Origin of the sequence: Micromonospora sp. DT229, assembly GCF_049844505.1 — a bacterium.
GTDB lineage: Bacteria > Actinomycetota > Actinomycetes > Mycobacteriales > Micromonosporaceae > Micromonospora.
This window is the reverse complement of sequence record NZ_JBNCLD010000003.1, coordinates 303,588-326,612: the sequence shown is the minus strand read 5'-3', so window position 1 is coordinate 326,612 and position 23,025 is coordinate 303,588. Positions and strand designations below refer to the sequence as shown.

Annotated in this window: 17 protein-coding genes and 1 riboswitch; of the genes, 5 read left to right on the top strand and 12 right to left on the bottom strand. The window is 73.1% G+C overall.

Translation table 11 applies throughout. From position 1 onward, the window contains the following. Positions 1-33: 33 nt before the first annotated feature. The 3 genes from ACLQ2T_RS06990 to ACLQ2T_RS06980 form a co-directional block, all read right to left on the bottom strand. The gene (locus tag ACLQ2T_RS06990) at positions 34-501 is read right to left on the bottom strand and encodes a Na(+)/H(+) antiporter subunit C (protein WP_425765141.1); all 468 of its coding nucleotides are present in this window, start codon (positions 499-501) and stop codon (positions 34-36) included. Further along, positions 498-3,335, bottom strand: coding sequence for a Na+/H+ antiporter subunit A (locus ACLQ2T_RS06985; protein ID WP_425765140.1), 2,838 nt, complete (start codon positions 3,333-3,335; stop codon positions 498-500). Before ACLQ2T_RS06985 ends, ACLQ2T_RS06990 begins: the two co-directional genes overlap by 4 nt. Positions 3,336-3,512: 177 nt before the next feature. Then, positions 3,513-3,884 (bottom strand): hypothetical protein, encoded by a 372-nt coding sequence (locus ACLQ2T_RS06980; protein WP_425765139.1) that lies wholly within the window; start codon positions 3,882-3,884, stop codon positions 3,513-3,515. A 180-nt stretch (positions 3,885-4,064) separates the two neighbouring features. Here ACLQ2T_RS06980 and ACLQ2T_RS06975 point away from each other — a divergent pair, with 180 nt between their 5' ends. Next, on the top strand, positions 4,065-8,639 hold the full coding sequence (locus ACLQ2T_RS06975; RefSeq protein WP_425765138.1) for an ATP-dependent helicase: 4,575 nt from the start codon (positions 4,065-4,067) through the stop codon (positions 8,637-8,639). Positions 8,640-8,694: 55 nt separating this feature from the next. On the opposite strand, the gene ACLQ2T_RS06970 is transcribed toward ACLQ2T_RS06975, so the two are convergent. Next, the gene (locus tag ACLQ2T_RS06970; protein WP_425765137.1) at positions 8,695-9,318 is read right to left on the bottom strand and encodes a hypothetical protein; all 624 of its coding nucleotides are present in this window, start codon (positions 9,316-9,318) and stop codon (positions 8,695-8,697) included. Between the two features lie 125 nt (positions 9,319-9,443). Between ACLQ2T_RS06970 and ACLQ2T_RS06965 the strand changes: the two genes are divergently transcribed. Then, positions 9,444-10,280 (top strand): SAM hydrolase/SAM-dependent halogenase family protein, encoded by an 837-nt coding sequence (locus ACLQ2T_RS06965; RefSeq protein WP_425765136.1) that lies wholly within the window; start codon positions 9,444-9,446, stop codon positions 10,278-10,280. Between the two features lie 64 nt (positions 10,281-10,344). Then, positions 10,345-10,572, top strand: a complete 228-nt coding sequence (locus tag ACLQ2T_RS06960) for a CPCC family cysteine-rich protein (protein WP_425765135.1) — start codon at positions 10,345-10,347, stop codon at positions 10,570-10,572. Between the two features lie 64 nt (positions 10,573-10,636). Here the strand turns inward: ACLQ2T_RS06960 and ACLQ2T_RS06955 are convergent, their stop codons facing one another. After that, the gene (locus ACLQ2T_RS06955) at positions 10,637-11,836 is read right to left on the bottom strand and encodes a hypothetical protein (RefSeq protein WP_425765134.1); all 1,200 of its coding nucleotides are present in this window, start codon (positions 11,834-11,836) and stop codon (positions 10,637-10,639) included. A gap of 111 nt (positions 11,837-11,947) precedes the next feature. Between ACLQ2T_RS06955 and ACLQ2T_RS06950 the strand changes: the two genes are divergently transcribed. Next, complete coding sequence (locus ACLQ2T_RS06950) at positions 11,948-12,742, top strand: DNA-formamidopyrimidine glycosylase family protein (RefSeq protein WP_425765133.1); 795 nt, start codon at positions 11,948-11,950, stop codon at positions 12,740-12,742. A gap of 180 nt (positions 12,743-12,922) precedes the next feature. Further along, positions 12,923-16,564, top strand: a complete 3,642-nt coding sequence (locus tag ACLQ2T_RS06945; RefSeq protein WP_425765132.1) for a hypothetical protein — start codon at positions 12,923-12,925, stop codon at positions 16,562-16,564. A gap of 73 nt (positions 16,565-16,637) precedes the next feature. Here ACLQ2T_RS06945 and pspM read toward each other — a convergent pair whose 3' ends face one another. The 7 genes from pspM to ACLQ2T_RS06910 form a co-directional block, all read right to left on the bottom strand. Then, positions 16,638-17,420 carry a phage shock envelope stress response protein PspM gene (gene pspM / locus ACLQ2T_RS06940; RefSeq protein WP_425765131.1) on the bottom strand — a complete coding sequence of 261 codons (783 nt, stop codon included), beginning with the start codon at positions 17,418-17,420 and terminating at the stop codon, positions 16,638-16,640. Between the two features lie 22 nt (positions 17,421-17,442). Continuing rightward, positions 17,443-18,306 carry a PspA/IM30 family protein gene (locus ACLQ2T_RS06935; RefSeq protein ID WP_425765130.1) on the bottom strand — a complete coding sequence of 288 codons (864 nt, stop codon included), beginning with the start codon at positions 18,304-18,306 and terminating at the stop codon, positions 17,443-17,445. A gap of 196 nt (positions 18,307-18,502) precedes the next feature. Beyond that, on the bottom strand, positions 18,503-18,943 hold the full coding sequence (locus ACLQ2T_RS06930; RefSeq protein ID WP_425765129.1) for a helix-turn-helix domain-containing protein: 441 nt from the start codon (positions 18,941-18,943) through the stop codon (positions 18,503-18,505). Positions 18,944-19,068: 125 nt separating this feature from the next. Beyond that, positions 19,069-19,632 (bottom strand): CinA family protein, encoded by a 564-nt coding sequence (locus ACLQ2T_RS06925; RefSeq protein WP_425765128.1) that lies wholly within the window; start codon positions 19,630-19,632, stop codon positions 19,069-19,071. Between the two features lie 66 nt (positions 19,633-19,698). Continuing rightward, positions 19,699-20,292: a CDP-diacylglycerol--glycerol-3-phosphate 3-phosphatidyltransferase gene (gene pgsA, locus ACLQ2T_RS06920; protein WP_425765127.1), complete on the bottom strand. Its 594-nt coding sequence runs from the start codon at positions 20,290-20,292 to the stop codon at positions 19,699-19,701. Between the two features lie 53 nt (positions 20,293-20,345). After that, complete coding sequence (gene rimO, locus ACLQ2T_RS06915) at positions 20,346-21,824, bottom strand: 30S ribosomal protein S12 methylthiotransferase RimO (protein WP_425765126.1); 1,479 nt, start codon at positions 21,822-21,824, stop codon at positions 20,346-20,348. A 66-nt stretch (positions 21,825-21,890) separates the two neighbouring features. Beyond that, positions 21,891-22,820: an ornithine cyclodeaminase family protein gene (locus ACLQ2T_RS06910; RefSeq protein WP_425765125.1), complete on the bottom strand. Its 930-nt coding sequence runs from the start codon at positions 22,818-22,820 to the stop codon at positions 21,891-21,893. 95 nt (positions 22,821-22,915) lie between these two features. Continuing rightward, positions 22,916-22,980, top strand: a riboswitch (guanidine-III (ykkC-III) riboswitch). Positions 22,981-23,025 lie beyond the last annotated feature (45 nt).

Sequence of the window (23,025 nt, the reverse complement as noted above, 5' to 3'; positions counted from 1 at the left end):
GCCGGCACCCGCTCTCGCCCGGCCCGGGCCGGCTCATCCCGGTCCCTGCCGGCGTCGCCAGGGTGCCGGCGCGTCGAGTTGTTCGGGGTCGGCCTCCGGCGGTTCCTCGCTGAGGTCGACGGTCGAGACCTCCTTGCGTGCGGCACGGTGCTTGATCCGCTGGTCCTCGATGTCGTCGGGCACCTCGTCGTCGCCGTCCAGGTACCAGCTGCGGTAGCTGACGGCCAGCAGGAAGGCGGTGAACCCGAAGGTGATCACGATGGCGGTCAGCACCATGGCCTGCGGCAGGGGGTCACTCATCGCGGCCGGGTCGGTGACCCCGACCACCGGGGCCCCGCCGGGGCGGCCACCGAAGATGATGAGCAGGTTGATCCCGTTGCTGATCATGATGACCCCGAGCAGGATGCGACTCAGGCTGCGTTCCAGCAGCAGGGTCACCCCGCAACCCACGAGCATCCCGATCGCGATGAAGGACACCAGGTTGGCGCCGGTACCGGTCACCTGGGCCCTCCCCGACGTCGGACGGCCAGCCCACCGGTGGACCCGCCGGACGCCTCGATGTTGCGGTCGACCTCGGCGCCGAGACTGCGCAGCACGTCCAACGCCAACCCGATCACCACCAGGTAGACACCGATGTCGAAGAAGAGCGAGGTGACCAGGTAGAAGTCGCCGACCAACGGCAGCCAGAAGTCGACCTTGGTGCTCCGCAGTGCGGCGCCGCCGTCCAGCAGGGTGACCATCGCGGAGCCGACCGCCACGGCCAGGCCGGCCCCGAGCACGGTGCCGGCGCTGACCGGGGCGGCCTCGGCCAGTTCGTACCGCCCTCCGGCCAGATACCGCATGGTCAGGGCCAGGCTGGCGACCAGCCCGCCGGCGAAGCCGCCACCGGGCGCGTTGTGGCCGGAGAACAGCAGATAGAACGAGAACAGCACGGCGGTGTGGAAGATCAGCCGGGTGATCACCTCCAGCACCAGGGAGCGGTTGCGTTCCCGCAGGGTGGCACCCCCACGCAGCCAGATCGGCCGGCCGTCGACCACCTCCCGACGGTCGATGTTCAGCCGACGGGGCCGGGGACCGGTGCGGGAGCGTTGGAAGACCAGACTGGCCACCCCGGTCGCGGCGACCACCAGTACGGACAGCTCACCCAGGGTGTCCCAGGCGCGGATGTCGACCAGGGTCACGTTCACCACGTTGCGACCGTGTCCCTGCTCGACGGCGAGTTGGGCGAAGTCCTCCGAGATGCTGCGTGCCTGGCGGGCGGTGGCGGCGGCGACGGCCAGTCCGCCGACGGTCACCCCCACGATCGCCCCGATCGTCCGTCGCAACCACCGGCTGCTCCACAGTGGCCGGACGGAGAACCGGCGCGGCAGGCGGCGCAGCACCAGCACGAAGACCGCGATCGTCACGGTCTCCACCAGGAACTGGGTCAGTGCCAGGTCGGGGGCGCCGTGGAGCACGAAGAGCATCGCCGTGCCGTAGCCGGTCACCCCGACCAGCAGCATCGCGGTCATCCGGCGACGGGCCCCCACGGCGAGCAGTGCGGCCACACTGATCACCAGCAGGACCACCGGCTGGACCGGGGTCACCCACGGCGCGATCGGTTGCTGCCAGGGCCGGATCGTCAGCAGCACACCACCGGGCACGGCGGCCAGCACCAGCAGGATCAGGCCGAGGTACTGGGGCAGGGAACCCCGCTGGGTGACGCTTGTGACGTCCACGGCGATCCGGTCGAAGCGGTGGGTGACCCACTCGTACCCCTGTCGGCCGCCGACCGGGGCACGGAGCCAGGCCAGCACGGGGGCCAGCGGGCGGCGTGCGAGGAACAGCACCGCCCCGCCGGCCAGGGCCAGCGCGGAGAGCCCGAGCGCCAGGTTGAGGCCCGGCCACAGGGCCAGGTGCCCGTGCAGCGGTCCGAGGCTTTCGGCGTACGGCCGCAGCAGGTTCTCGACCGGGCCCGCGGCCGTACCGGCGACCAGCCCGGCCAGGGCCAAGGCGGCCGGCGGCAGCAGCATCGCCGAAGGGATCGGCCCCAGGGTGGTCGGCGGGGTCTGCGGGCGGGTGCCGAAGGCGCCCCAGAGGAAGCGCAGGCTGTAGGCGACCGTGAGGACCGTGCCGAGGACCAGCACGGTCAGGACCACCGGGCGGTCGGTGAAGGCGGCGAAGATCGCCTCCTTGGCCACGTAGCCGAGCAGGGGCGGCACCCCGGCCATCGACGCGGCGGCGAGCACGGCCACCCCGGCCAGCACCGGTGCGGCACCTCCCAGCCCGGACAGGCGTCGCAGGTCCCGGGTGCCCGCGCCGTGGTCGATCACCCCGACCACGAGGAACAGGGTCGCCTTGAACAACGCGTGCGCGGCCAGCATCGCCAGGCCGGCCAGGGCGGCGTCCGCGGTGCCCACCCCGACCGCCACCGCGAGCAGGCCGAGTTGGCTCACCGTGCCGTACGCCAGCAGCAGTTTCAGGTCGTTCTGCCGCAGCGCCGCCCAGCCGCCGAGCACCATGGTGGCCAGGCCGCAGACCAGCACCACCGGGCGCCAGGGCCCCACCCCGGCCAGCACCGGGGCGAGCAGACCGAGCAGGTAGATACCCGCCTTCACCATCGCCGCGGCGTGCAGGTACGCGCTCACCGGGGTCGGTGCCGCCATCGCCACCGGCAGCCACGAGGTGAACGGCAGCAGCGCCGACTTGGACAGGGCGCCCAGCAGGATCAGCAGCACGGCGACGACCAGGTACGCGCCACCGGGCAACGGCCGCTCGGCCAGCTCGGACCACCGGTAGGTGCCGCCGTGGTGGCCGAGCATGATGAATCCGACGAGCATGGCCAGGCCGCCCAGGCTGGTCACCATCAGCGCCTGACCGGCTGCCCAGCGGGCGGAGCGTCGCTCGGTGCTGTGCCCGATCAGCAGGTACGACAGGACCGTGGTCAGTTCCCAGCAGACGTAGAGCAGCAGCAGGTCGTCGGCGAAGACCAGGCCGAGCATCGCCCCGGCGAAGCCGACCATGACGCCGGCGTACTGGGCCGTGCCTACGGCCTCCGGCGGCAGGTAGCGGGCGCTGTAGATCAGCACCACCGCGCCGACCCCGCCGACCAGCAGGGTCATCAGCCAGGACAGGGTGGTCGTCCGGAACGCCAGATCCAACCCCAACTGCGGAATCCACCGGTACGTCTCGACGATCGCCCCGCCGTGTGCCACCTGCGGGGTCTGCACCAGCGCCCAGCCGAAGGCGGTGGCGGGGGCCAGGGCCAGGGGGTAGCAGGCGCGCGGACCCCAGCGGCGCACCAGCAGCGGCGCCGTGATGGCCGCCGCGAGGTGCAGGGTCAGCAGTGCGAGCACGCGCGCTCCCGGTCGAGGTGGGGTAGCGGCGCCCGTGTCGGGTGCCTGGCGCCTGACAAGGATCAGACGACAGTTCAGGGCCCTAATGTGCTAGTTCGCCGAAAAAGCCCCATATTCACCTTCGGTGTGGCCGGGCATCACCGCAGCGCGGCCCGGGTCCCCCGGGTCGGTGCCGGGTCAGCGGTGGGGGGCCGGTGGGACCGGGTCGCGCCCGGGACGGGGGTCCACCATCAGGTCCGGTCGGCCGATCCGACGGGCCACCTTGTTGACCAGCCCCTGGGTGGCGGTCAGGGAGCGCACGGACAGCAGCCGACCCCGGCTCTCCCGACGCAGCACGAAGTAGTGCACGGCGACCCGCACCTGGGCCCGATCGGCCGCGCTGGCCTGTGCGGTGACGAGGACCAACTCCCGCAGGCAGTCGGCGAGCCGCTCGGCCAACTCCAGGTCGGCGCCGCGCAGCCCGGCACGCAGAGCCACCACCCGACTGTCGACCTTGCGAATCAGGACATCGGTGCCGGAGGTCCCTGGGCCCCGCTGCTCGACGGCCATCCGATCTCCTCACCCCTGGAGCACACCGCGGGTGAAGTTACTTTATGTTGCCTAGCCTAAGCAAGCAGTTAAGTGAGACTTAACGGATTAAGCGCTCAGACAGTAGCGAAAGCCTTAATTGCTGTATAACCACCAGGCTGCGGGTCGGCAGACGCCCAGGGTCCGGTGCAGGATGGGCTGGTGGCAACACCAAGTGCGGCCCCGGCAGGCGGGGCGACCCTCTCCCGGTTCGGTGCGGCCACCCGGGAATGGTTCGGCGCCGCCTTCGAAGCACCGACGGCAGCCCAGGCCGGTGCCTGGGCCGCGGTCGCCGCCGGACGCAACGCTCTCGTGGTGGCGCCGACCGGCTCCGGCAAGACCCTCGCCGCCTTCCTCTGGTCCCTGGACCGGCTGGCCCGCGACCCCGCACCGGCCGACCCCCGACACCGGTGCCGGGTGCTCTACGTCAGCCCCCTGAAGGCGCTGGCGGTGGACGTCGAACGCAATCTCCGGGCCCCGCTGGCCGGCATCCGACAGGCCGCCAGTCGGCTCGGACTTCCCCCACCGGAGATCACCGTCGGGATGCGTACCGGCGACACCCCGGCCGACGAGCGCCGGGCCTTCGCCCGTACCCCACCGGACATCCTGATCACCACCCCGGAATCGCTGTTCCTGCTGTTGACCTCCGCCGCACGCGACTCGCTGCGCGGCGTCCAGACGGTGATCCTGGACGAGGTGCACGCGGTGGCCGGCACCAAACGCGGCGCCCACCTGGCGCTCTCCCTGGAGCGGCTGGACGAACTGTTGCCGGCGGCGGCGCAGCGGATCGGACTCTCCGCGACCGTTCGACCGATCGAGGAGTGCGCCCGGTTCCTCGGCGGCGCCCGACCGGTCGATGTGGTCGCCCCGACCAGCGCCAAGACGATCGAGGTCAGCGTCCAGGTGCCGGTGGAGGACATGACCCGCCTCGACGATCAACCGGGCCCCGAGGAAGGGCTCGACGGCCCGCGCACCGCCTCGATCTGGCCCGCCCTGGAGGAACGGGTGTACGCCCTGATCCAGGCACACCGCTCCACGATCGTGTTCACCAACTCCCGACGCAGCGCCGAACGACTCTGCGCCCGCCTCAACGAGCTGGCCGCCGAGGAGTCCCCCCAGGAGCCATCGGCGGCACGACCGACCGACGGCACCGCCACCCCGGCGCGGATCATGGCCCAGGCCGGTGCGGTGGCCGGGGCCCTGCCGGTGATCGCCCGGGCCCATCACGGCAGTGTCTCCCGGGAGGAACGCCGGCACATCGAGGAGTCACTCAAGGCAGGTCAACTGCCCGCCGTGGTGGCCACCTCCAGCCTGGAACTCGGCATCGACATGGGCTCGGTCGACCTGGTGGTGCAGATCGAGGCACCGCCGAGCGTGGCCGCCGGTCTCCAGCGGGTGGGCCGGGCCGGGCACCAGGTCGGCGCGGTGTCGCGGGGGGTGGTGCTGCCCAAACACCGGGGGGATCTGCTCTCCTGCGCGGTGGTGGCCGAGCGGATGAGCGAGGCCCGGATCGAGGAACTGCACCATCCCCGCAACCCACTGGACGTGCTCGCCCAGCAGATCGTCGCGATGGTCGCCCTGGACGAGTGGCGGGTCGAGGACCTGGCGGCCGTGGTCCGCCGGGCGGCACCCTTCGCCGAGTTGCCCGACTCGGCCCTGCACGCCGTACTGGACATGCTCTCCGGGCGCTATCCCTCTACCGCCTTCGCGGAGCTGCGTCCCCGGCTGGTCTGGGATCGCGTCACCGATGTGCTGACCGGCCGCCCGGGGGCCCAGCGGCTGGCGGTGACCAGTGGCGGCACCATTCCGGACCGGGGACTGTTCGGCGTCTTCCTGGCCGGGGCGGAACGCGCCGCCCGGGTCGGCGAACTGGACGAGGAGATGGTCTACGAGTCCCGGGTGGGTGACGTCTTCCTGCTCGGCTCCTCCTCCTGGCGGATCGAGGAGATCACCCCGGACCGGGTGCTGGTCTCCCCCGCCCCCGGGCAGGCGGCCAAGATGCCCTTCTGGAAGGGCGACCAGCCGGGCCGCCCGGTGGAACTGGGCCGGGCGATCGGGGCGCGGATCCGGACCCTGCTGCGCAAGGGCGACGAGGAGGCCACCGCCGCGCTGCGGGCCGCCGGGCTGGACGACTGGGCCGCCGGGAACCTGCTGGCCTACCTGCGCGAACAGCAGACCGCCACCCGCTCCCTGCCGGACGACCGGACGGTCGTGGTCGAGCGGTTCCGCGACGAGCTGGGTGACTGGCGGCTGGCCGTACACAGTGTGCTCGGGGCCCGGGTCAACGCGCCCTGGGCCCTGGCCATCGGCCGGCGACTCGCCGAACGCTACGGGATGGACGCCCAGGTCCTGCCCTCCGACGACGGCATCGTCGTACGCCTGCCGGACACCGCCGACAGCCCGCCCGGCGCCGACGTGGTGGCCTTCGACCCCGAGGAGATCGCCCAACTGGTGGAGGAGTCCGTCGGCGCCTCGGCACTGTTCGCCGCCCGGTTCCGGGAGTGCGCCGCCCGCTCGCTGTTGCTGCCCCGCCGCGACCCCCGCCGCCGGCAGCCGCTGTGGCAGCAGCGGCAACGCGCCGCCCAACTGCTCGACGTGGCCCGCGAGTACGCCGACTTCCCGGTCACCCTGGAGGCGGCCCGGGAGTGCCTCCAGGACGTGTTCGACGTACCCGCCCTGGTCCAGGTGATGCGCGACCTGGCCGGCCGTCGGGTCCGGCTGGTCGAGGTGGAGACCCCCCGACCCTCACCCTTCGCCCGCTCCCTGCTCTTCGGCTATGTCGGTGCCTTCCTCTACGAGGGTGACGCCCCGCTGGCCGAGCGGCGGGCCGCGGCCCTGGCCCTGGACTCGGCCCTGCTGGGTGAGCTGCTGGGCCGGGTGGACCTGCGCGAGTTGCTCGACCCGGCGGTGCTGGCCGAGTCCGAGCGGCAACTGCGCTGGTTGACCCCCCAGCGCCGGCCCCGCGACGCGGAGGACGTGGTCGAGCTGCTGCGCCAGGTCGGCGACCTGAGCACCGAGGAGCTGGCCGAACGTGGGGTGCCGCTGGACTGGCTGACCGAGCTGACGGCCAGCCGCCGGGTGCTGCCGGTACGCGTCGCCGGGCAGGACCGCTGGGTGGTCGTGGAGGACGCCGGTCGGCTACGCGACGCCCTCGGGGTGGCCCTGCCGGTGGGGGTGGCCGAGGCGTACCTCGAACCGGTGGCCGACCCGCTGGGGGATCTGGTGGCCCGGTACGCCCGCACCCACGGTCCGTTCGCGGCGGCCGGCTGCGCAGCGCGGTTCGGGTTGGGGGTCTTCGTGGTGGAGCAGGCGCTGCGCCGCCTGGCCGCCACCGGGCGGGTGGTGTCCGGCGAGTTCACCCCGGAGACCGTCGGCACCCAGTGGTGTGACGCGGAGGTGCTGCGGCTGCTGCGCCGCCGGTCCCTGGCCGCTCTGCGCCGGGAGATCGAGCCGGTGCCGCCCCGGACGCTGGCCACCTTCCTGCCCCGGTGGCAGCAGGTCGGCTCCTCGGCCCGGGGGGTGGAGGCCGTGGCCGCCGTCGTGGAGCAGTTGCAGGGGATGTCCGTGCCCGCCTCGGCGCTGGAACGGTTGGTGTTCCCGGCCCGGGTGGCCGACTACTCCCCCGCCCTGCTCGACGAACTGTGCGCCAGCGGCGAGGTGCTGTGGGCCGGTGCCGGTGCGATCTCCGGCGGGGACGGCTGGGTCAGCCTGGCCTACGCCGACCTGGCACCCCTGCTGCTCCCGGCGCCGGACGAGACACTGGCCCGTACCCCCTTGCACGACGCCGTGCTCGACGCCCTCGGCGAGGGACAGGCGTTGTTCTTCCGGGCGCTGGCCGACCGGGTCGGTGCCACCGACGACGCCGATCTGACCGGGGTCCTCTGGGATCTGGTCTGGGCCGGGCACCTCACCAACGACACCCTGGCCCCCCTGCGTGCGGCGCTGGGTGGTGGCGGCGCGCACCGGGCCCGACCGACGGCGGCCCGCAGTCGGTACCGGCGTCCGGGCCGGGTGGCCCTGCCCAGCCGGGGCGGCCCGCCGACGGTGGCCGGCCGCTGGTCCCGGCTGCCCGAACGCGACACCGATCCGACCCGACGGGCCGCGGCCCTGGCCGACGTGCTGCTGGAACGACACGGCGTGCTGACCCGGGGGGCGGTCGTGGCCGAGCAGGTGTCCGGCGGCTTCGCGGCGGTCTATCCGGTGCTGGCCGCGATGGAGGAACGCGGCGCCGCCCGACGTGGCTACTTCGTCGACGGGCTGGGCGCGGCACAGTTCGCCGTGCCCGGGGCGGTGGACCGGATCCGTGCCCTGGCCGAACCGCTGGACGCCCCGAAGACCCCCGGTGGCCCGGCCCTGGTGCTGGCCGCCACCGATCCGGCCAACCCGTACGGCGCGGCGTTGCCCTGGCCGGAACGGGTGGTCGACTCCGGCGACCCGGCCACACCGGGCACCGGCCACCGGGCCGGGCGCAAGGCCGGCGCCCTGGTCGTGCTGGTCGCCGGTGACCTGGTGCTCTACGTGGAGCGGGGCGGGCGGACCCTGCTCTCCTACACCGACGACCCCGAGACCCTGGCCGCTACCGGTAAGGCCCTGGCCGGTGCGGTGGCCTCCGGCGCGTTGGGGCCGATCTCGGTGGAGCGGGCCGACGGCCAGTCGGTGCGCTCCTCCGCGCTGCGCGACGCGCTCACCGCCGCCGGCTTCCGGGCCACCCCCCGCGGCCTACGCCTGCGCGCCTGATCCTGCCGACCACACCGAACGGCAGGGTCACTCGGCGACCGACCACGCCGCGCGCTCAGTGCAGGTCGGCGAGGGCCTTCTCGTAGCGGGGTCGGTCACCATTCGGGGTCGGCCCCTGCAGGTAGTTGAGCACGATGGTGCCCCGGCGGTGGGAGGCGCCGCTCCACACCTCGGCAATGTCGATGGCGCTGCTCTCGTCGGGGAAGACGTACACCGCGATGTTGTCGGTGACGATCAGCTCGGAGCAGCCCAGCCCCAGACCGTCCGGCCCGCACTCGACCGAGCGGTTGCGCGAGTTGGCCACCTTGAGACCGGCCTTGCGGAAGGCCGCTACGACCTCCCGGGCGCTGGGTGCCCCCGGCTGGCGGGGCGGCAACTCCACCGGCGGTGGGCTCAGCGGCAACCGTGGGGAGGTGCTCTCCGGCCCGGGCTTCGCCTCCTTCGGCGCGGGTGGGGCCGGCGGGACGGCGGCGCTCGGCGTGGTGGCGGGCTCCGGGGCGGCGGCCGAGGTGGTCGGTCCGGCCGAGGACGGCGCCGGTACGGCCGGGGTGGCCGCCGGTAGGGAGGTGGACGGCGCCGGGGCGGCCGTGGACGGCCGATCCGGGTCACCACCGCAGCCGGTCAGCGCGACAGTGGCCGTGAGCAGGACGACGGCGGGGAGGATCATCCGTTGGTTCACTCCTGGCAGTCTGCCCAACTCGGCGCAGACCGGGCAGTGGCCGGTCGGCCAGTGCACCTGTCACCTATCCGGCAGGTGGCCGCGGTGGCACCGGTGCCGGTGGACCGCACGTACCATCCGATGCCGTGACCAGCAGTGCGCACCTCACCGGGTCGACTCAGATCGTCTCCCTGACCACCGACTACGGCCTGGCCGACGGCTTCGTGGCGGCCTGCCACGGGGTGATCGCCCGGCTGGCCCCGACCCTCCGGGTGATCGACGTGACCCATCTGGTGCCACCGGGAGACATCCGTCGGGGCGCGGTGGTGCTCGCGCAGACCGTGCCGTACCTACCGGTCGGGGTGCACGTGGCGGTGGTCGACCCGGGTGTGGGTACGGCCCGCCGGGGCATCGCCCTGGCCACCCCCGGGGGCCTGCTGGTCGGGCCGGACAACGGTCTGCTGATCGACGCCGCCGCCGCGCTCGGCGGGGTCACCGAGGCGGTGGAGCTGACCAATCCGCGGTGGCTGGCGGAGCGGGTGTCGGCCACCTTCCACGGTCGGGACGTCTTCGCTCCGGTCGCGGCCCGGTTGGCCTCCGGCGCCCCGCTGTCCGAGGCCGGTGCGGCCGTCGAGGTGTCGACCCTGATCCGGCTGCCCGAGCCGGTGGTCGAGGTGCGGCCGGACGGCTTCACCGCCGAGGTGTTGACGGTCGACCACTTCGGCAACGTCCAACTGGCCGCCCCGGCCGACCTGCTGCTGGCCCTGCCGGCCCGGGTCCGGATCCGCCCGGTCGGCGAGCAGACCTGGGAGCATGTCGTGGTGCATGGTCGTACCTTCGGGGACGCTTCGCCCGGTGCCCTGGTGGCACACCCGGACTCGGCCGGTCGGGTCGCCCTGTCGGCCAACGGTGGCCGGGCGGCCGAGGTGCTCGGCGTCGCTGCCGGTACGCTGCTGCGGGTCGATGGGCTCGCCGACTGCTGACCGGTCCGGCGCCACACGCACGAAACCTCCATTGTGGAAGGCTGTCGGAGTGGAAGATCGCTGGGTGCCTGCCGCCTGTCCCTGCTGCGCGTCGCGTACCGGCGGCGGCACCTGTCCGGTGTGTTTCTGGACCGACGACGGCCAGGGTGAGGCCGACGCCGAGGTGGTGCGGGGCGGCCCGAACGGCGAGCTGAGCCTGACCATGGCCCGGCTCAACTTCGCCGTCTACGGTGCCTGCCACCCCCGCTACCAGGATGCGGTACGCCCCCCTCGGCCCGAGGAACTGCCCTGACCCTGTGGGCCGCCGGATCGCGGCCGGGTCGGGTCGAGGTGATCTGACCCCGACCCGACCGCACTCAGCAGGCGGGCACCGAGTCGCCCCAGACCGCCGAGATGTACGCGTGGCTGACGAACTGCCCGCCGGCCAGTCGATTCCACCGGTTGGTGGTGCGGTACGGGCCGGTCACGGTCTGCCCGGTCACGTAACACTGGATCGGCACGCTGGCGTACTGGGCGGCCAGGCCCCGGGTGGCGTAGCTGGTGCCCGGGCCGGTGCGGATGTTCAGTGGGCCGTCACCGACCACCCCCCGGGTGCCGGTACCCGTCCACAGGTAGGCCACGTCGACCCAGGCGTTAGTGGTCAGTTGCAGCCCGTCGAAGAAGGTCCCGTCGGCCAGGTCGATGCCGGCCGGGTTGAGCACCACCCGACCGAACTGGTCCCGCCCGCCGTTGTAGCCGGACTGGTAGGCGGCCTGCGCCTCCGGTCGGCCCTGTGGCAGATCCTTCCAGTTCTCCCGCACCCCGCTGAGGTTCCAGTAGTCGTCGCGGGTGTTCCACGGGCCGATGTCCCAGACCGGGGCGTACTCGCACCGGCTGCCGGTGGTGGTGCAGACCCGGACGGTGTAGTCCCCGCTGTTGCGGGGCGACAGGGCGCGGCCGGAGGGCAGGGCCACGAAGTGGTCACGGGCCACGATGACGTGCCCGTTCGCGGTCGTGTTGCCGACCAGACCGATCCGGGTGGCGAACACCCGGAAGGTGAGGCCGGGGGTGGCCGCGGTGATGGTGGGGATCTGGTCGGCGGTCAGTCGGACGGACCGGACCTGGGCGCTGGCGCCGGAGCGGCCGGCGGTGAGCGTCACCCGGGTCTGCACCCGGGTGACCGGGCCGTCGAAGACGGCGGCCGGGCCGGCCGCACGCCACTCGGTCCAGCCGCTGGCCCGCCAGCCTCGGACCTGGACCGTCGCGGTGGCCCCCGGCCCGGCGGTGGCGGTGACCTCGGCCCGGACCCGGGTGGCCTGCGCGGCCAGGGTCCGGGCGGGGGTCACCAGCATTCCCTCGGCGACGGCGCTGTGCCGCGCCGGGGCCGTGGATGGGCGGGGATCGGCCAGTCCCAGACCGGCCCGGGTGTGCCGGACGTTGACGTCGTCGGCGTCCACGACGGACAGGTCGACCTGCCACCGGTCGACGCGGGCGGCGGAGGCGGGTGTCGGATGCAGGGTCACCGCGAGCACTGTGGTCAGGGCCATCGAGAGGAACGGAATGCGGAGAGAATTCATGTCAATCCTCCATGTAGTCGACTAATCCTGCCCAGATCGGCACAGCGATGAGAAGTGCGATACAGATAGCGATACATGTGAATTGCGCTCGAAAGGGGGGATAATGGCGGGATGCCCGAGGGTGACACCGTGTGGAACACCGCCCGTCTCCTGGCTCGCGCCCTCACCGGAGCCCGGCTGACCGGCAGCGACTTCCGGGTGCCCCAGTTGGCCGCCACCGACCTGACCGACTGGCGGGTGGCCGACTGCGCCAGCCGCGGCAAGCACCTGCTGATCCGGCTGGCGGAGCCGACCGGCGGCACACCCTGGACCCTGCACTCACACCTGCGGATGGACGGCACCTGGCGGGTGTACGCCCCGGGGCAACGCTGGACCGCCCGTCCGGCCCACCTGATCCGGGTGGTGCTGACCACCGCTACCGCCACCGCGGTCGGCTACCACCTGCACGAGGTGGCGCTGATGCCGACCGCCGAGGAGCACCGGCTGGTCGGGCACCTCGGCCCCGACCTGCTGGGGCCGGACTGGGACCCGGCCGAGGCGGTCCGCCGGTTGGCCGACCGTCCGGCGGAGAGCATCGCGGAGGCCCTGCTGGACCAGCGCAACCTGGCCGGTGTCGGCAACCTCTACAAGTGCGAGCTGCTGTTCCTGCGCGGAATCAACCCGCGCACCCGGGTGGACGCCGTGCCCGACCTCGCGGGCCTGGTCACCCTGGCGCACGACCTGCTGGCCGCCAACCGGGGCCGATGGACCCAGAGCACCACCGGGTCGCTGCATCGGGGCCAGACCAGTTACGTGTACGGACGGCGGGCCCAGCCGTGCCGGCGGTGCGGCACCGCCATCCGCAAGGAGGAACTGGGCGAACGGGTCACCTACTGGTGTCCCCGCTGCCAGCCCGCCCCGACCTGATCGCGGCGGGGTGGCGGGCGACAACACGCCGGATGAGCAGCAAATTGACACGATTGGGTACTAGCTTGCCGGCCGGTCAGGTCGCATGCTGCGGTTGAGCGCTCACGGATAGTCAACGCAGCGTGATGCGGCCGACCACGTCGGAGTGGTGACCGCCGCGCCCCGATCACCGGGAGAGCCATGGCCGTCTTCCGTAGACTCCGGTCGACCTGGCTCGACCGGGCCACCCGCAGCGATCAGCCGGCCCCGCCCGCTACCCTGCCCAACGCCCGTACCGACCCGACGGCGGATGCCCTGGCCGGTCGTACCGATTCCGCCGGCACCCCGGCAACGGCGAGCCTGGACCCGGCGGCGGCACCGCGTTGCTTCGGCCCGGTACCCAACCACGCCCACAGTCCCCTGCCGGTGCTCGACGACACCGGCGCGGTGCTGGCCGGTACGGGAATCCGCAAGTTCCTCGACCCGCTGCCCGGCCTGGGCCCGCAGGGGCGTACCCCCCTGGGTGCCGGACTTCCCGTGGCGCTGCCGGACACCATCAGCCATCCCGGTTGCGACTACTACGAGATCGGGCTGACGGAGTACACCCAGCGGCTGCACCGGGACCTGCCGGCGACCCGGCTGCGCGGCTACCGGCAACTGAACCTGGGCACCGACGCCGACGGACACAACACCCTCGCCCCGCCGCCCCGGGCCTGGTATCTGGGCCCGGTCATCCTGGCCCGCCGGGGCCGACCGGTACGGATCAAATTCATCAACCAACTGCCCACCGGCCCGGCCGGCGAACTCTTCCTCCCGGTGGATCCGACCCTGCCCGCGACCGGCCCGGGCCCCCTCGGCGGACCGGCACCCTACCCACAGAACCGGGCAGTGCTGCATCTGGCCGGGGCGCACACCGGTTGGATCAGCGCCGGCAACCCCCACCAGTGGATCACCCCGGCCGGCGAGATCACCCCCTATCCGACCGGGGTGGGCCTGAGCCACGTACCGGACATGCCGCCTCCCGGGCCGGGGGCCACGACTCTGTACTTCCCGAACGAACAGAGCGGACGGCTGCTCTGGTTCCACGACAACACCATCGGAATGTCCCGGCTGACGGTCTATTCCGGGCAGTCGGCGCTCTGCCTGCTCACCGACGAGGCACAGGACCGGCTGGTGGCCGAGGGCGTGCTGCCCGGCGACCAACTGCCCCTGGTGTTCGAGGACAAGACCTTCGTACCGGACGACGCCCAACTCGCCGAACAGGACCCGACCTGGGACCGGCACCGCTGGGGGGCCCGGGGCAACCTCTGGCACCCGCACGTCTACCAGCCCCGACAGAACCCGTACCAGCCCGACGGCGGCAACCCCACCGGTCGCTGGGACTACGGCCCCTGGTCCCGTACCGCTCCGGCGGCCGGACCGGAGACCGGGCCGGTGCCCAACCCGCGCCACGACCCGGACGGCGAACCGGAGGAACCCCCGGAGGTGCCCGGGGTCCCCCACCCCAGCGCGGTACCGGCCGTCTACGGCGACACCGTGCTGGTCAACGGTGCCGCCTACCCCTACCTGGAGGTCGAGCCCCGGGTGTACCGGTGGCGGATCCTCAACGCCTGCACCGACCGCTGGCTGAACCTCCAGCTCTACCGGGCCGGCTCGGACGAGCCGATGTGGAGCCCGGAGGGTCGGCTGGCCGATGCCGAGGCCGGTGAGGTGCCGATGGTCGAGGCGGTACGGGCACCGGGGCGGCCGGCGGGATGGCCCACCGACGGTCGTCCCGGCGGAGTGCCCGACCCGCAGGCCAGTGGCCCTTCACTGATCCGGATCGGCAACGAGTGCGGTCTGCTGCCGGCCCCCGTGGTGATCCCCAACCGGCCGGTCGGGTTCCGCTACGACCGACGCGATCCCGGGGTACTCAATGTCGACGGACACGCCCTGCTGCTGGCCCCCGGCGAGCGGGCCGACGTGCTGGTGGACTTCGCCACGGTAGCCCCGGGTAGCACCCTGATCCTCTACAACGACTGTCCCGCGCCGTTTCCCGCCTTCGACCCCCGCTACGACCAGCACACCGGTGCGGCCGACCGGACCGCCGAGGGCGGCCCGCCACCCACCGTGCCCGGCTACGGTCCGAACACCCGGACCCTGGTGCAGGTACGGGTCACCGGCACCCCCGCGCAGCCGTACGACCTGGACCGGCTGCGCGAGCGGCTGCCGACGGCGTACGCGGCCAGTCAACGCCCCCCGATCGTGCCGGACCCGGCGTACGACCCCTGCTTCGGTACGGTCACGGCCGGGACGACCCGCATCCCGGTGCACGCCCCCGGGGTCGAGTTCCTGCCCGCCGGTGCCGCCGCACCGGTCACCCTGCCGCTGACCGTCAAGGCGGTGCGGCAGGTCTTCGAGGCCGGACACGGCCGGCTCACCGGGCGACTGGGGGTGGCGCATCCGCACGCCGGGCCCCGCGCCGAGACCCTCCTGCCGCTCGGGCCGACCGACCCGGCCACCGAGGTGCTGCACGTCAGCGACCCGGCGGTGCCGGTCGGTGCGCCCGGCGACGGCACCCAACTGTGGCGGGTGTGCGGCACCGGTCGACAGAGCCATCCGGTGCGCTTCGACGGGCTGGACGTGCAGGTGGTCGGCCGGGTCGGCCGCGACGGCGCGATCCGCCCACCGGATCCGGGTGAACTGGGCTGGAAACAGATCGTCCGGGTGGACCCGGGCGAGGACGTGATCCTGGCGCTGCGCCCGGAGGCGCCGGCACTGCCGTTCAAGATCGGCGACAGCATACGGCTGCTCGACCCGACCCGGCCGGTCGGCGTACCGGTCGGGTCCACCCCGGTCAGTCCGCTCGACGGGCGCCCGGCCTCAGTGGTCAACCAGCTGGTCAACCTGGGCTGGGAGTACCGCTGGTGCAGCGGCGCGGGTGGGTACCGCGACCAGGGCATGAGCCGCCCTCTGGTGGTGCGGGTGTCGCCCCGGGCACCCAGCGGGCTGACCGCCACCGCCGCGCCCGGTTCGGCCACCGTCCTACCGGCGATCAGCCTGACCTGGACCGGCAACGGCAGCCGCCCACCGGCCACCAGTCACCTGCTGCAACGCGCCACCGACCCGACCTTCACCCAAGGGTTGACCGAGTTGACCGTGGCGGCCACCGCCACCCGGTACACCGACGCCACCGTCACCCCCGGGGTCACCTACCACTACCGCATCCGGGCGGAGAACACCGTGGGCTGCTCGGCCTGGTCGAACAGCGTCCCGGCCTCGGTGCAACTGGCCGCACCGACGAAGCTGACCGCGGCGATACCACCGGCCGCGCCGCTGCGGGTGGCGCTGCGCTGGATCAACCGGTCCTTCGCCACCGGTGTCGACGTCCAGCGGGCCACCAACCCGACCTTCACCAGCGGGCCGGGCACCACCGCCATCGGCGTCGGCGACCACCACCTGGACCCCGCGGTCGCCCCGGACACCACCTACTACTACCGGGTACGCACCACCTACCTGGGTGCCGCCTCGCCCTGGTCGACAGTGGTCACGGTGACCAGTCCACCGACACCGGGGGTACCCACCTCGGTGAGCGTGGCCACCAGCACACCCGGCCCGGACACCGCCATGGTGGTGTTGAGCTGGGCGGCCGGCACCCCCGCCGGCCAGGGGGCCGGCTTCACCGTGCAGCGGGCCCTGGATGTGGCCTTCACCCGCGACCTGGCCACCTTCACCGTCACCGGTCGCGGCTTCACCAACACCGGCCTGGCCCGGGGCGTCACCTACCACTACCGGATCCGCTCCTTCAACGTGGTCGGCGCCTCCCCCTTCACCGCCCCCATCCCCATCACCACCCCGGAGTGATCTGCCCCGCCCCGCTGTATTGATCAAGAGGTTTTGGTCTGGAGTCGTCGTTCTGACGACCAAAACCTCTTGATCAGCGGGGCAGGTCGGGGGTGGGGTGGGGGCGTAGCTCGGACAGGGCGGAGGCGAAGCCGTGCAGGAGGTCCGTGGCCTCGGTCAGGCGGGCGGCGGCCGGGTGTTCGAGTTGGGGACGGTACTCCTCGGCCAGGTAGCCGGCGGCGGCCACCACCAGCCGCTCGTACGCCGCCACACCGGCCTCCAGTTGGCCGGTGAGCGCCTGGTGCGCCTCCGCCAGGGGGGTCCGGGCCTCGGCGGGGGCCAGGCGGACGGCCCGCTCCACACTGGCCACCCGGCTGGCCAACTCCCGCAGGGACTGCTCGGCCGCGCTCGCCTCGCCGACGGCCGGCTCGGCCAGGCCGGTCAGCCGACCGGTCATCCCGGCCATCGTCGCGGCGGCCCGGTCCAGCCGTTCCCAGGGCCCGGCGGCGCTGGTGCCCCGCAGCCCGGTGCGGGCCCGGGCCCGGCGTACCTCGGCCACCACCCCGGCACCGGCCGGCAGTCGTTCCACCGCAGCGACCAGGCGGGCCCGGCTGCGGGCGGCGGCCTGGGCCGGGTCCAGGGCGGGCGGGGCAGGCTGGGCGGCCAGAGCCCGCAGATCCACCCAGCGCCAGGCGGCCAAGGCCGTGGTGGCGCCCGCAGCGGCAGCCCAGGCCGCGTCGGCCAACCCGATCCCGGCGTACGGCGTCAGGATGACGGCCGCACCCCCGAACCCACCCGCCAGTACGCTCCACCGCCGGGCAGAGCGTCGCAGCCTGCCCAGCCGCCGGAAGTACCGGGTGCGTTCGTCTGCTGCCACCGTCGCCTCCTAGATCCCCCGCTCAGCCGGCGGCGCTGGCGTCGCCGGTGCCCCGGTCCCGGTTCATGGTCGCCCTGATCTCGTCCAGCCGGGCCACGGCCGGGTCGGCGGTCGCCGGCTGCGGGGCACCGACCGCGCCCTGCCCGGTGCCGGCACCGAGCTGCTCACCGGCCATGCTGGCCCGGATCTGGTCCAGGCGGGACGTGCCGGCGACATCCAAAGTGGCCTTCTGGATCTCCAGCATCCGCCCCTCGGCCGAGTTGCTGGCCAGTTCCGCGCGGCCCATGGCGTTGGCGTAGCGCCGCTCGATGCGGTCGCGGACCTCGTCCAGGCTGGGCGTGCTGCCGGGGGCGGTGAGGGCGGACATCGACTCCAACGAGGCGGCCACGCTCTCCTGCATCTTGGCCTGCTCCAGCTGGCTGAGCAGCTTGGCGCGCTCGGCCAGCTTCTGCTGGAGGATCATGGAATTGTTCTCCACCGCCCGGCGGGCCTGCCCGGCCGCGGCGAGCGCCTGGTCGTGCAGGGTCTTCAGGTCCTCGGCGGCCTGCTCGGCGGAGACCAACTGGGTGGCCAGGGTCTGCGCGGACTGCTCGTAGCGCCCGGCCTCGGCCTCGTCCCCCTTGGCCCGGGCCTGGTCGGCCAGGACCAGGGCCTGACGCGCGTTGGACTGCAACCGCTCGACGTCGGACATCTGCCGGGACAGCTTCATCTCCAGCTGACGCTGGTTGCCGATCACCGCGGCGGCCTGCTGAACCAGGGCCTGGTGCTGCCGGTGCGCTTCGTCGATGGCCTGCTGGAGCTGCACCTTGGGATCGGCATGCTCGTCGATTCGGGCGCCGAAGAGCGCCATCAGGTACTTCCAACCCTTGACGAACGGGTTAGCCATCTCCGCGGTATCCCCTCAGTAGCGTTGCTGCGCCAGCCCCCATGTCGGATGGCCCAGCTCGGCCACCGGCGATGGTGGGTCCATCGTCCCAGTCGAGCGCCAGCGCGGCATCCGTACCGGCGACGAGGGGACGTACGCGATCAACCCTACGCGGCGGTCGCCACCGGGACCATCCGCCGACGAGCCCACCCGGGGCTCAGGCGGCGCAGACCACGTCCCGGTCGGTGCGGTCGGCGGACCGGACCCGGGTACTGCGCAGGGTCGCCTTGAGTGGGGATTCCTGATGCACCGAGAGGGCCACCCCGTCCGCGCTGACCTGGCGTACGGCGCGGCCCGATGCCGCACCAACCGGGGTCGACTCGACCGTCTCGTTCGAGACGGGTACGAGCACCTCCGGCAACTGCTCGGCGAGCGCGACCGTGTCACTGACCTCACGCAGCAACTCGGAGAGGCGGGCGCCCAGCGCGTGGCAGATCGCGGCCAGCAGCTCGCTGGAGGGCTCCTTCTGGCCGCGTTCGATCTCGGACAGGTAGCCCAGGCTGACATTGGCAGCGGACGAGACCTCGCGCAGCGTGCGGTGCTGCCCCTGCCGGCGCGCCCGTAGTGCGTCACCGATCACCCGGCGTAGCAGGACCATCGCACCTCCCCTGGGGGACAGAGTACGCCTGACCGTGCGGCCCGGCGGCGGCACCGGCTCCGATCGACGGAGCCTTCCCGCAACCGTACCCGCTGCGGGCCGCCACGACATCCCTCCCCGCCCGGCTACCGGACCACGTGGCCATTCTGAAATCTGCCGCCGACCGCCGCCTCCGCACCCTCGGCAAGCTGGGCGTGCTCGGTGAGCAGGCGCAACGCCTCGGTCACGGTGGCACCCCGGATCTGGTCGCGTCCGCCGTCGAGGTCCAGCTCACGCACCTGGGTACCGTCCGGGCCGGCGACCGCCACGAAGACCAGCCCGACCGGCTTGCCGTCCTGCGGCTCAGGGCCGGCCACCCCGGTGGTGGCCAACCCCCAGTCGGCCCCGCAGCGGCGTCGTCCCCCCTCGGCCAGCGCCACCGCCACCTCGGCGTCGACCGGACCACGCTCGGCCAACAGCTGTCCCGGTACCCCGGCCAACCACTCCTTCAGCTCGGTCGCGTACACCACCAGCCCGCCCCGGTAGACGACACTGGCCCCGGCGATCTCCACGATCGTGGCGGCCAGCAGTCCCCCGGTCAGCGACTCGACCGTGGCCAGGGTCTCCCGTCGCTCGGTGAGACGGTGCACCACGGCGGCCGCCGCGCGGCCCATCGATCCTTCGGCTTCTCTGACACCCACGCCTGACATCCTTCCCGACCAGCCGGGGTTCTACTCGCCGCCGCGCGATTCCGCCCGTGCCGGAAGCGGGCCGGGTCAGCCGCGGGAGCGGCGAAGGCGCAGGGCCTGGGCGATGTAGTCGAAGCCGGTGACGACGGTCACCACCACCGCAGCCCCCATGATCCAGGGACCCACACCGGCCAGTCCGGCCGGCATCGGCCACAGGTACCAGACGATGGCCAGGATCTGGAGGGCGGTCTTGACCTTGCCGCCGCGGCTGGCGGCGATCACCCCACGCCGGATCACCCAGAACCGCAGGACGGTGATGCCGAGCTCACGAGCGAGGATGAGCCCGGTCACCCACCAGGGCAGCCGGTCGTAGAAGGACAGCAGCAGCAGGGCGGCGCCGGTGAGGGCCTTGTCGGCGATCGGGTCGGCCACCTTGCCGACCGCGGTGATCAACCCGAACCGGCGGGCGATCCAGCCGTCGACCAGATCCGTGGCCGAGGCGACCGCGAAGATCAGGCAGGCGGTGATCTGCCAACCGGGGTGGGTCATGCCCGAGAAGACCACGAAGACCGCGAAGACCGGTACGAGCAGCAGCCGCAGGGCGGTCAGCGCGTTGGCGGCGTTCACCACCGGCACCCGGGCCGCCACCGGAGCCGGTGTCGACTCGGTAGCGCCGGTCATCGGCCCACGCTCGGGCACCCCATGCTGTCGTTCCCTCTCGTCTCGCCCCGCCGTCACCGTGTCGCGCCGGGCGCCGCCGAGATCATCTCATCCGGCACCGCCACCAGATCCACTCCCTCCGTGCCGGTCACCGTGGCCCGGACCAGGTCACCCGGGCGAAGCGCGGCCAGGTCGACGCCACCGTCGTCGGGCGCGACCAGGGTGGTCGAACCGTCCACCTCCGGTGCCTGGTGCGCGGCCCGTCCCTCGACGACATCGCCGTCGATCGAGTCGACCAGCACCTCGACGGTCGTACCGAGCCGGTCCTCGGCGCGCTGCGAGCACAGTTCGTCGGCCAGCGCGCTGAGCTTGTCGTACCGGCGCTTGATGGTGGCGGCGGAGACCTTGCCGGGCAGCCCGGCGGCCTCGGTGCCGTCCTCGTCGCTGTAGTCGAACATGCCGATCGCGTCCAGCCGGGCCTCGGTCAGGAAGCGGACCAGTTCGTCGACGTCGGCCCGGGTCTCGCCCGGGAACCCGACGATGAAGTTGCTCCGGGCCCCGGCCTGGGGGGCCAACTCCCGCGCCGAGGCCAGCAGTTCCAGGAACCGGTCGGTGGAGCCGAACCGTCGCATCCGGCGCAGCACGGGCTCGCTGGAGTGCTGGAACGACAGGTCGAAGTAGGGCGCGACACCCGGGGTGGTGGCGATCGCCTCGATCAGGCCGGGTCGGGTCTCGGCCGGCTGGAGGTAGCTGGCCCGGACCCGGACGATGCCCTCGATCGCGGCCAGTTGCGGCAGCAGCTTCTCCAGAGCGCGGGGGTCGCCCAGGTCCTTGCCGTAGGAGGTGGAGTTCTCGCTGACCAGGACCAGTTCGCGGACACCGCTCTTGGCCAGCCACTCGGCCTCGGCGAGCAACTCGTCCGGGGTACGGGAGACGAAGGCACCACGGAAGGCCGGGATGGCGCAGAAGGCGCACCGGCGGTCGCAGCCGCTGGCCAGTTTGAGGGAGGCCACCGGCCCGCTGTCGAGCCGACGCCGCAGCACCGGACGCAGGTGGGCCGGGGTGTGCTCGTCGACGTCGGCGCCTCGGCCGTGTCCGGGCAGCGACACCGCGCTGTCCCGCCGGGCCACCGGGGTCAACGGCAGCAACTCACGCCGGTCGCGGGGGGTGTGGGCGGTGAACTCGCGGCCCTCGACCACGGCGTCCAGCCGGGCGGCGATCTGCGGGTAGTCGTCGAAGCTGAGCACCGCCTGGGCCTCGGGCAGGCTGTCGGCCAACTCCCGGCCGTACCGTTCGGCCATGCAGCCCGCGGCCACCACCTTGGCGCCGGTGTCGGCGGCGGCCAGCAGGGTCTGGATGGAGTCCTGCTTGGCCTTCTCCACGAAACCGCAGGTGTTGACCACCACCACGTCGGCGCCCTCGCCGTCGGTGGTCACCTGCCAGCCGTCGGCGTGCAGTCGGGCGGCCAACTCCTCCGAGTCGACCTCGTTACGGGCACAGCCCAGGGTCAGCAGGGCGACACGACGACCGTCAGAAGAGGTGGCAGACACCATCCGAGGGTACCGGGCCGCCACGCCTTCCCCGGCGGGGCGGGCGCGGTGTCCAACGGGTCGGGCGGATCAGCTCGGGACGACCGGGGCGAGGGTCCGGACCAACTGGTCGAGCAGGAACACCTCGGTGCCGGCCAGACCGACCGAGCAGAAGACCGAGATCTGGTCCGCGGCGGTGCGGCCGGGTGCCGTGCCCGCCAGCACCGCGCCCAGGTCACGCAACCGCGAGGCGTACGGCGCTTCGGCGGCCAGCATCGGCGGGACGTACGCCCCGGCCTGCGCCGGGGAGTCGGTGACCAGCACGGCGGCGGCGTCGAGGAGATCCGGGCCGAACTCCGTACGGTCACGCTGCTTGAAGCCGACCGCGTTGACATGGGTGCCCGGGGTCAGGTCGGCGGCGTCCAGCACCGGGGTCGGGCTGGTGGTGGCGAGCACCACCACGTCGCGGTCGTGTACCGCCGCGCGGGCGGTGTCCACCGCACGGGCCGGGATGCCCAGTTCGGCCCGCACCCGGTCGGCGAAGGCGGTCCGGCGGGCGGCCGACCGGCTGAACACGGTCACCTCCCGCAACGGGCGTACGGCGGCGGCCGCCCAGACCTGGGTCCAGGCCTGCCCGCCGGAGCCGATCACCCCCAGGGTGGTGGCGTCCGGTCGGGCCAGTGTGTCCACCGCCACCCCGCCCAACCCACCGGTACGCCGGGACCCCAACTCCTCCCCCACGGCCACCGCCCGCACCGCGCCGGTCCGCCCGTCGTGCAGCACCACCACCTGCTCGGCTCCCGGATGACCGAAGGTGTCGTACGACCGATAGCCGTACCACTGCCCGGTCAGGTGCCCGGCGGTGAGCACCATCCGGCCGGCGCCCAGCGGCGCGGCGGCCCGGGGCGGCGCCACCAGCCGCCCTTCGTACGCGGCCCGCAGAGCGTGGCGCATCGCCTCCACGGTGGTCGGGGCGTCCAGGGCGGCGGCGACCTCCGGATCGGAGATGAGCAGGGTCATGCATTCCATCGTGCAACGTCAAGCGAGGTTGAGGTCTACCGGAGGTGATCGGTCTCACCTGAGCCTCGGAGGCGGGGGCGGTGCTACGGTCGGTCCCGGTGGCCCATGCGGCCCCCCGGACGAGTCGTGGGCGTACCCGGTCAGGTCAAGACGCCCCGGTACTGGACCCGACTCGTCCCGCGCCAGGTGGCTCGGGCGACCGTGA

Coding starts and splice junctions, on each gene's coding strand:
- ACLQ2T_RS06930 (WP_425765129.1), bottom strand. CDS start 18,943: ATGGTCCTGCTACGCCGGGTGATCGGTGACGCACTACGGGCGCGCCGG.
- ACLQ2T_RS06980 (WP_425765139.1), bottom strand. CDS start 3,884: ATGGCCGTCGAGCAGCGGGGCCCAGGGACCTCCGGCACCGATGTCCTG.
- pgsA (WP_425765127.1), bottom strand. CDS start 20,292: ATGACCGGCGCTACCGAGTCGACACCGGCTCCGGTGGCGGCCCGGGTG.
- ACLQ2T_RS06935 (WP_425765130.1), bottom strand. CDS start 18,306: ATGGCTAACCCGTTCGTCAAGGGTTGGAAGTACCTGATGGCGCTCTTC.
- ACLQ2T_RS06955 (WP_425765134.1), bottom strand. CDS start 11,836: ATGAATTCTCTCCGCATTCCGTTCCTCTCGATGGCCCTGACCACAGTG.
- ACLQ2T_RS06945 (WP_425765132.1), top strand. CDS start 12,923: ATGGCCGTCTTCCGTAGACTCCGGTCGACCTGGCTCGACCGGGCCACC.
- ACLQ2T_RS06910 (WP_425765125.1), bottom strand. CDS start 22,820: ATGACCCTGCTCATCTCCGATCCGGAGGTCGCCGCCGCCCTGGACGCC.
- ACLQ2T_RS06950 (WP_425765133.1), top strand. CDS start 11,948: ATGCCCGAGGGTGACACCGTGTGGAACACCGCCCGTCTCCTGGCTCGC.
- rimO (WP_425765126.1), bottom strand. CDS start 21,824: ATGGTGTCTGCCACCTCTTCTGACGGTCGTCGTGTCGCCCTGCTGACC.
- ACLQ2T_RS06925 (WP_425765128.1), bottom strand. CDS start 19,632: ATGTCAGGCGTGGGTGTCAGAGAAGCCGAAGGATCGATGGGCCGCGCG.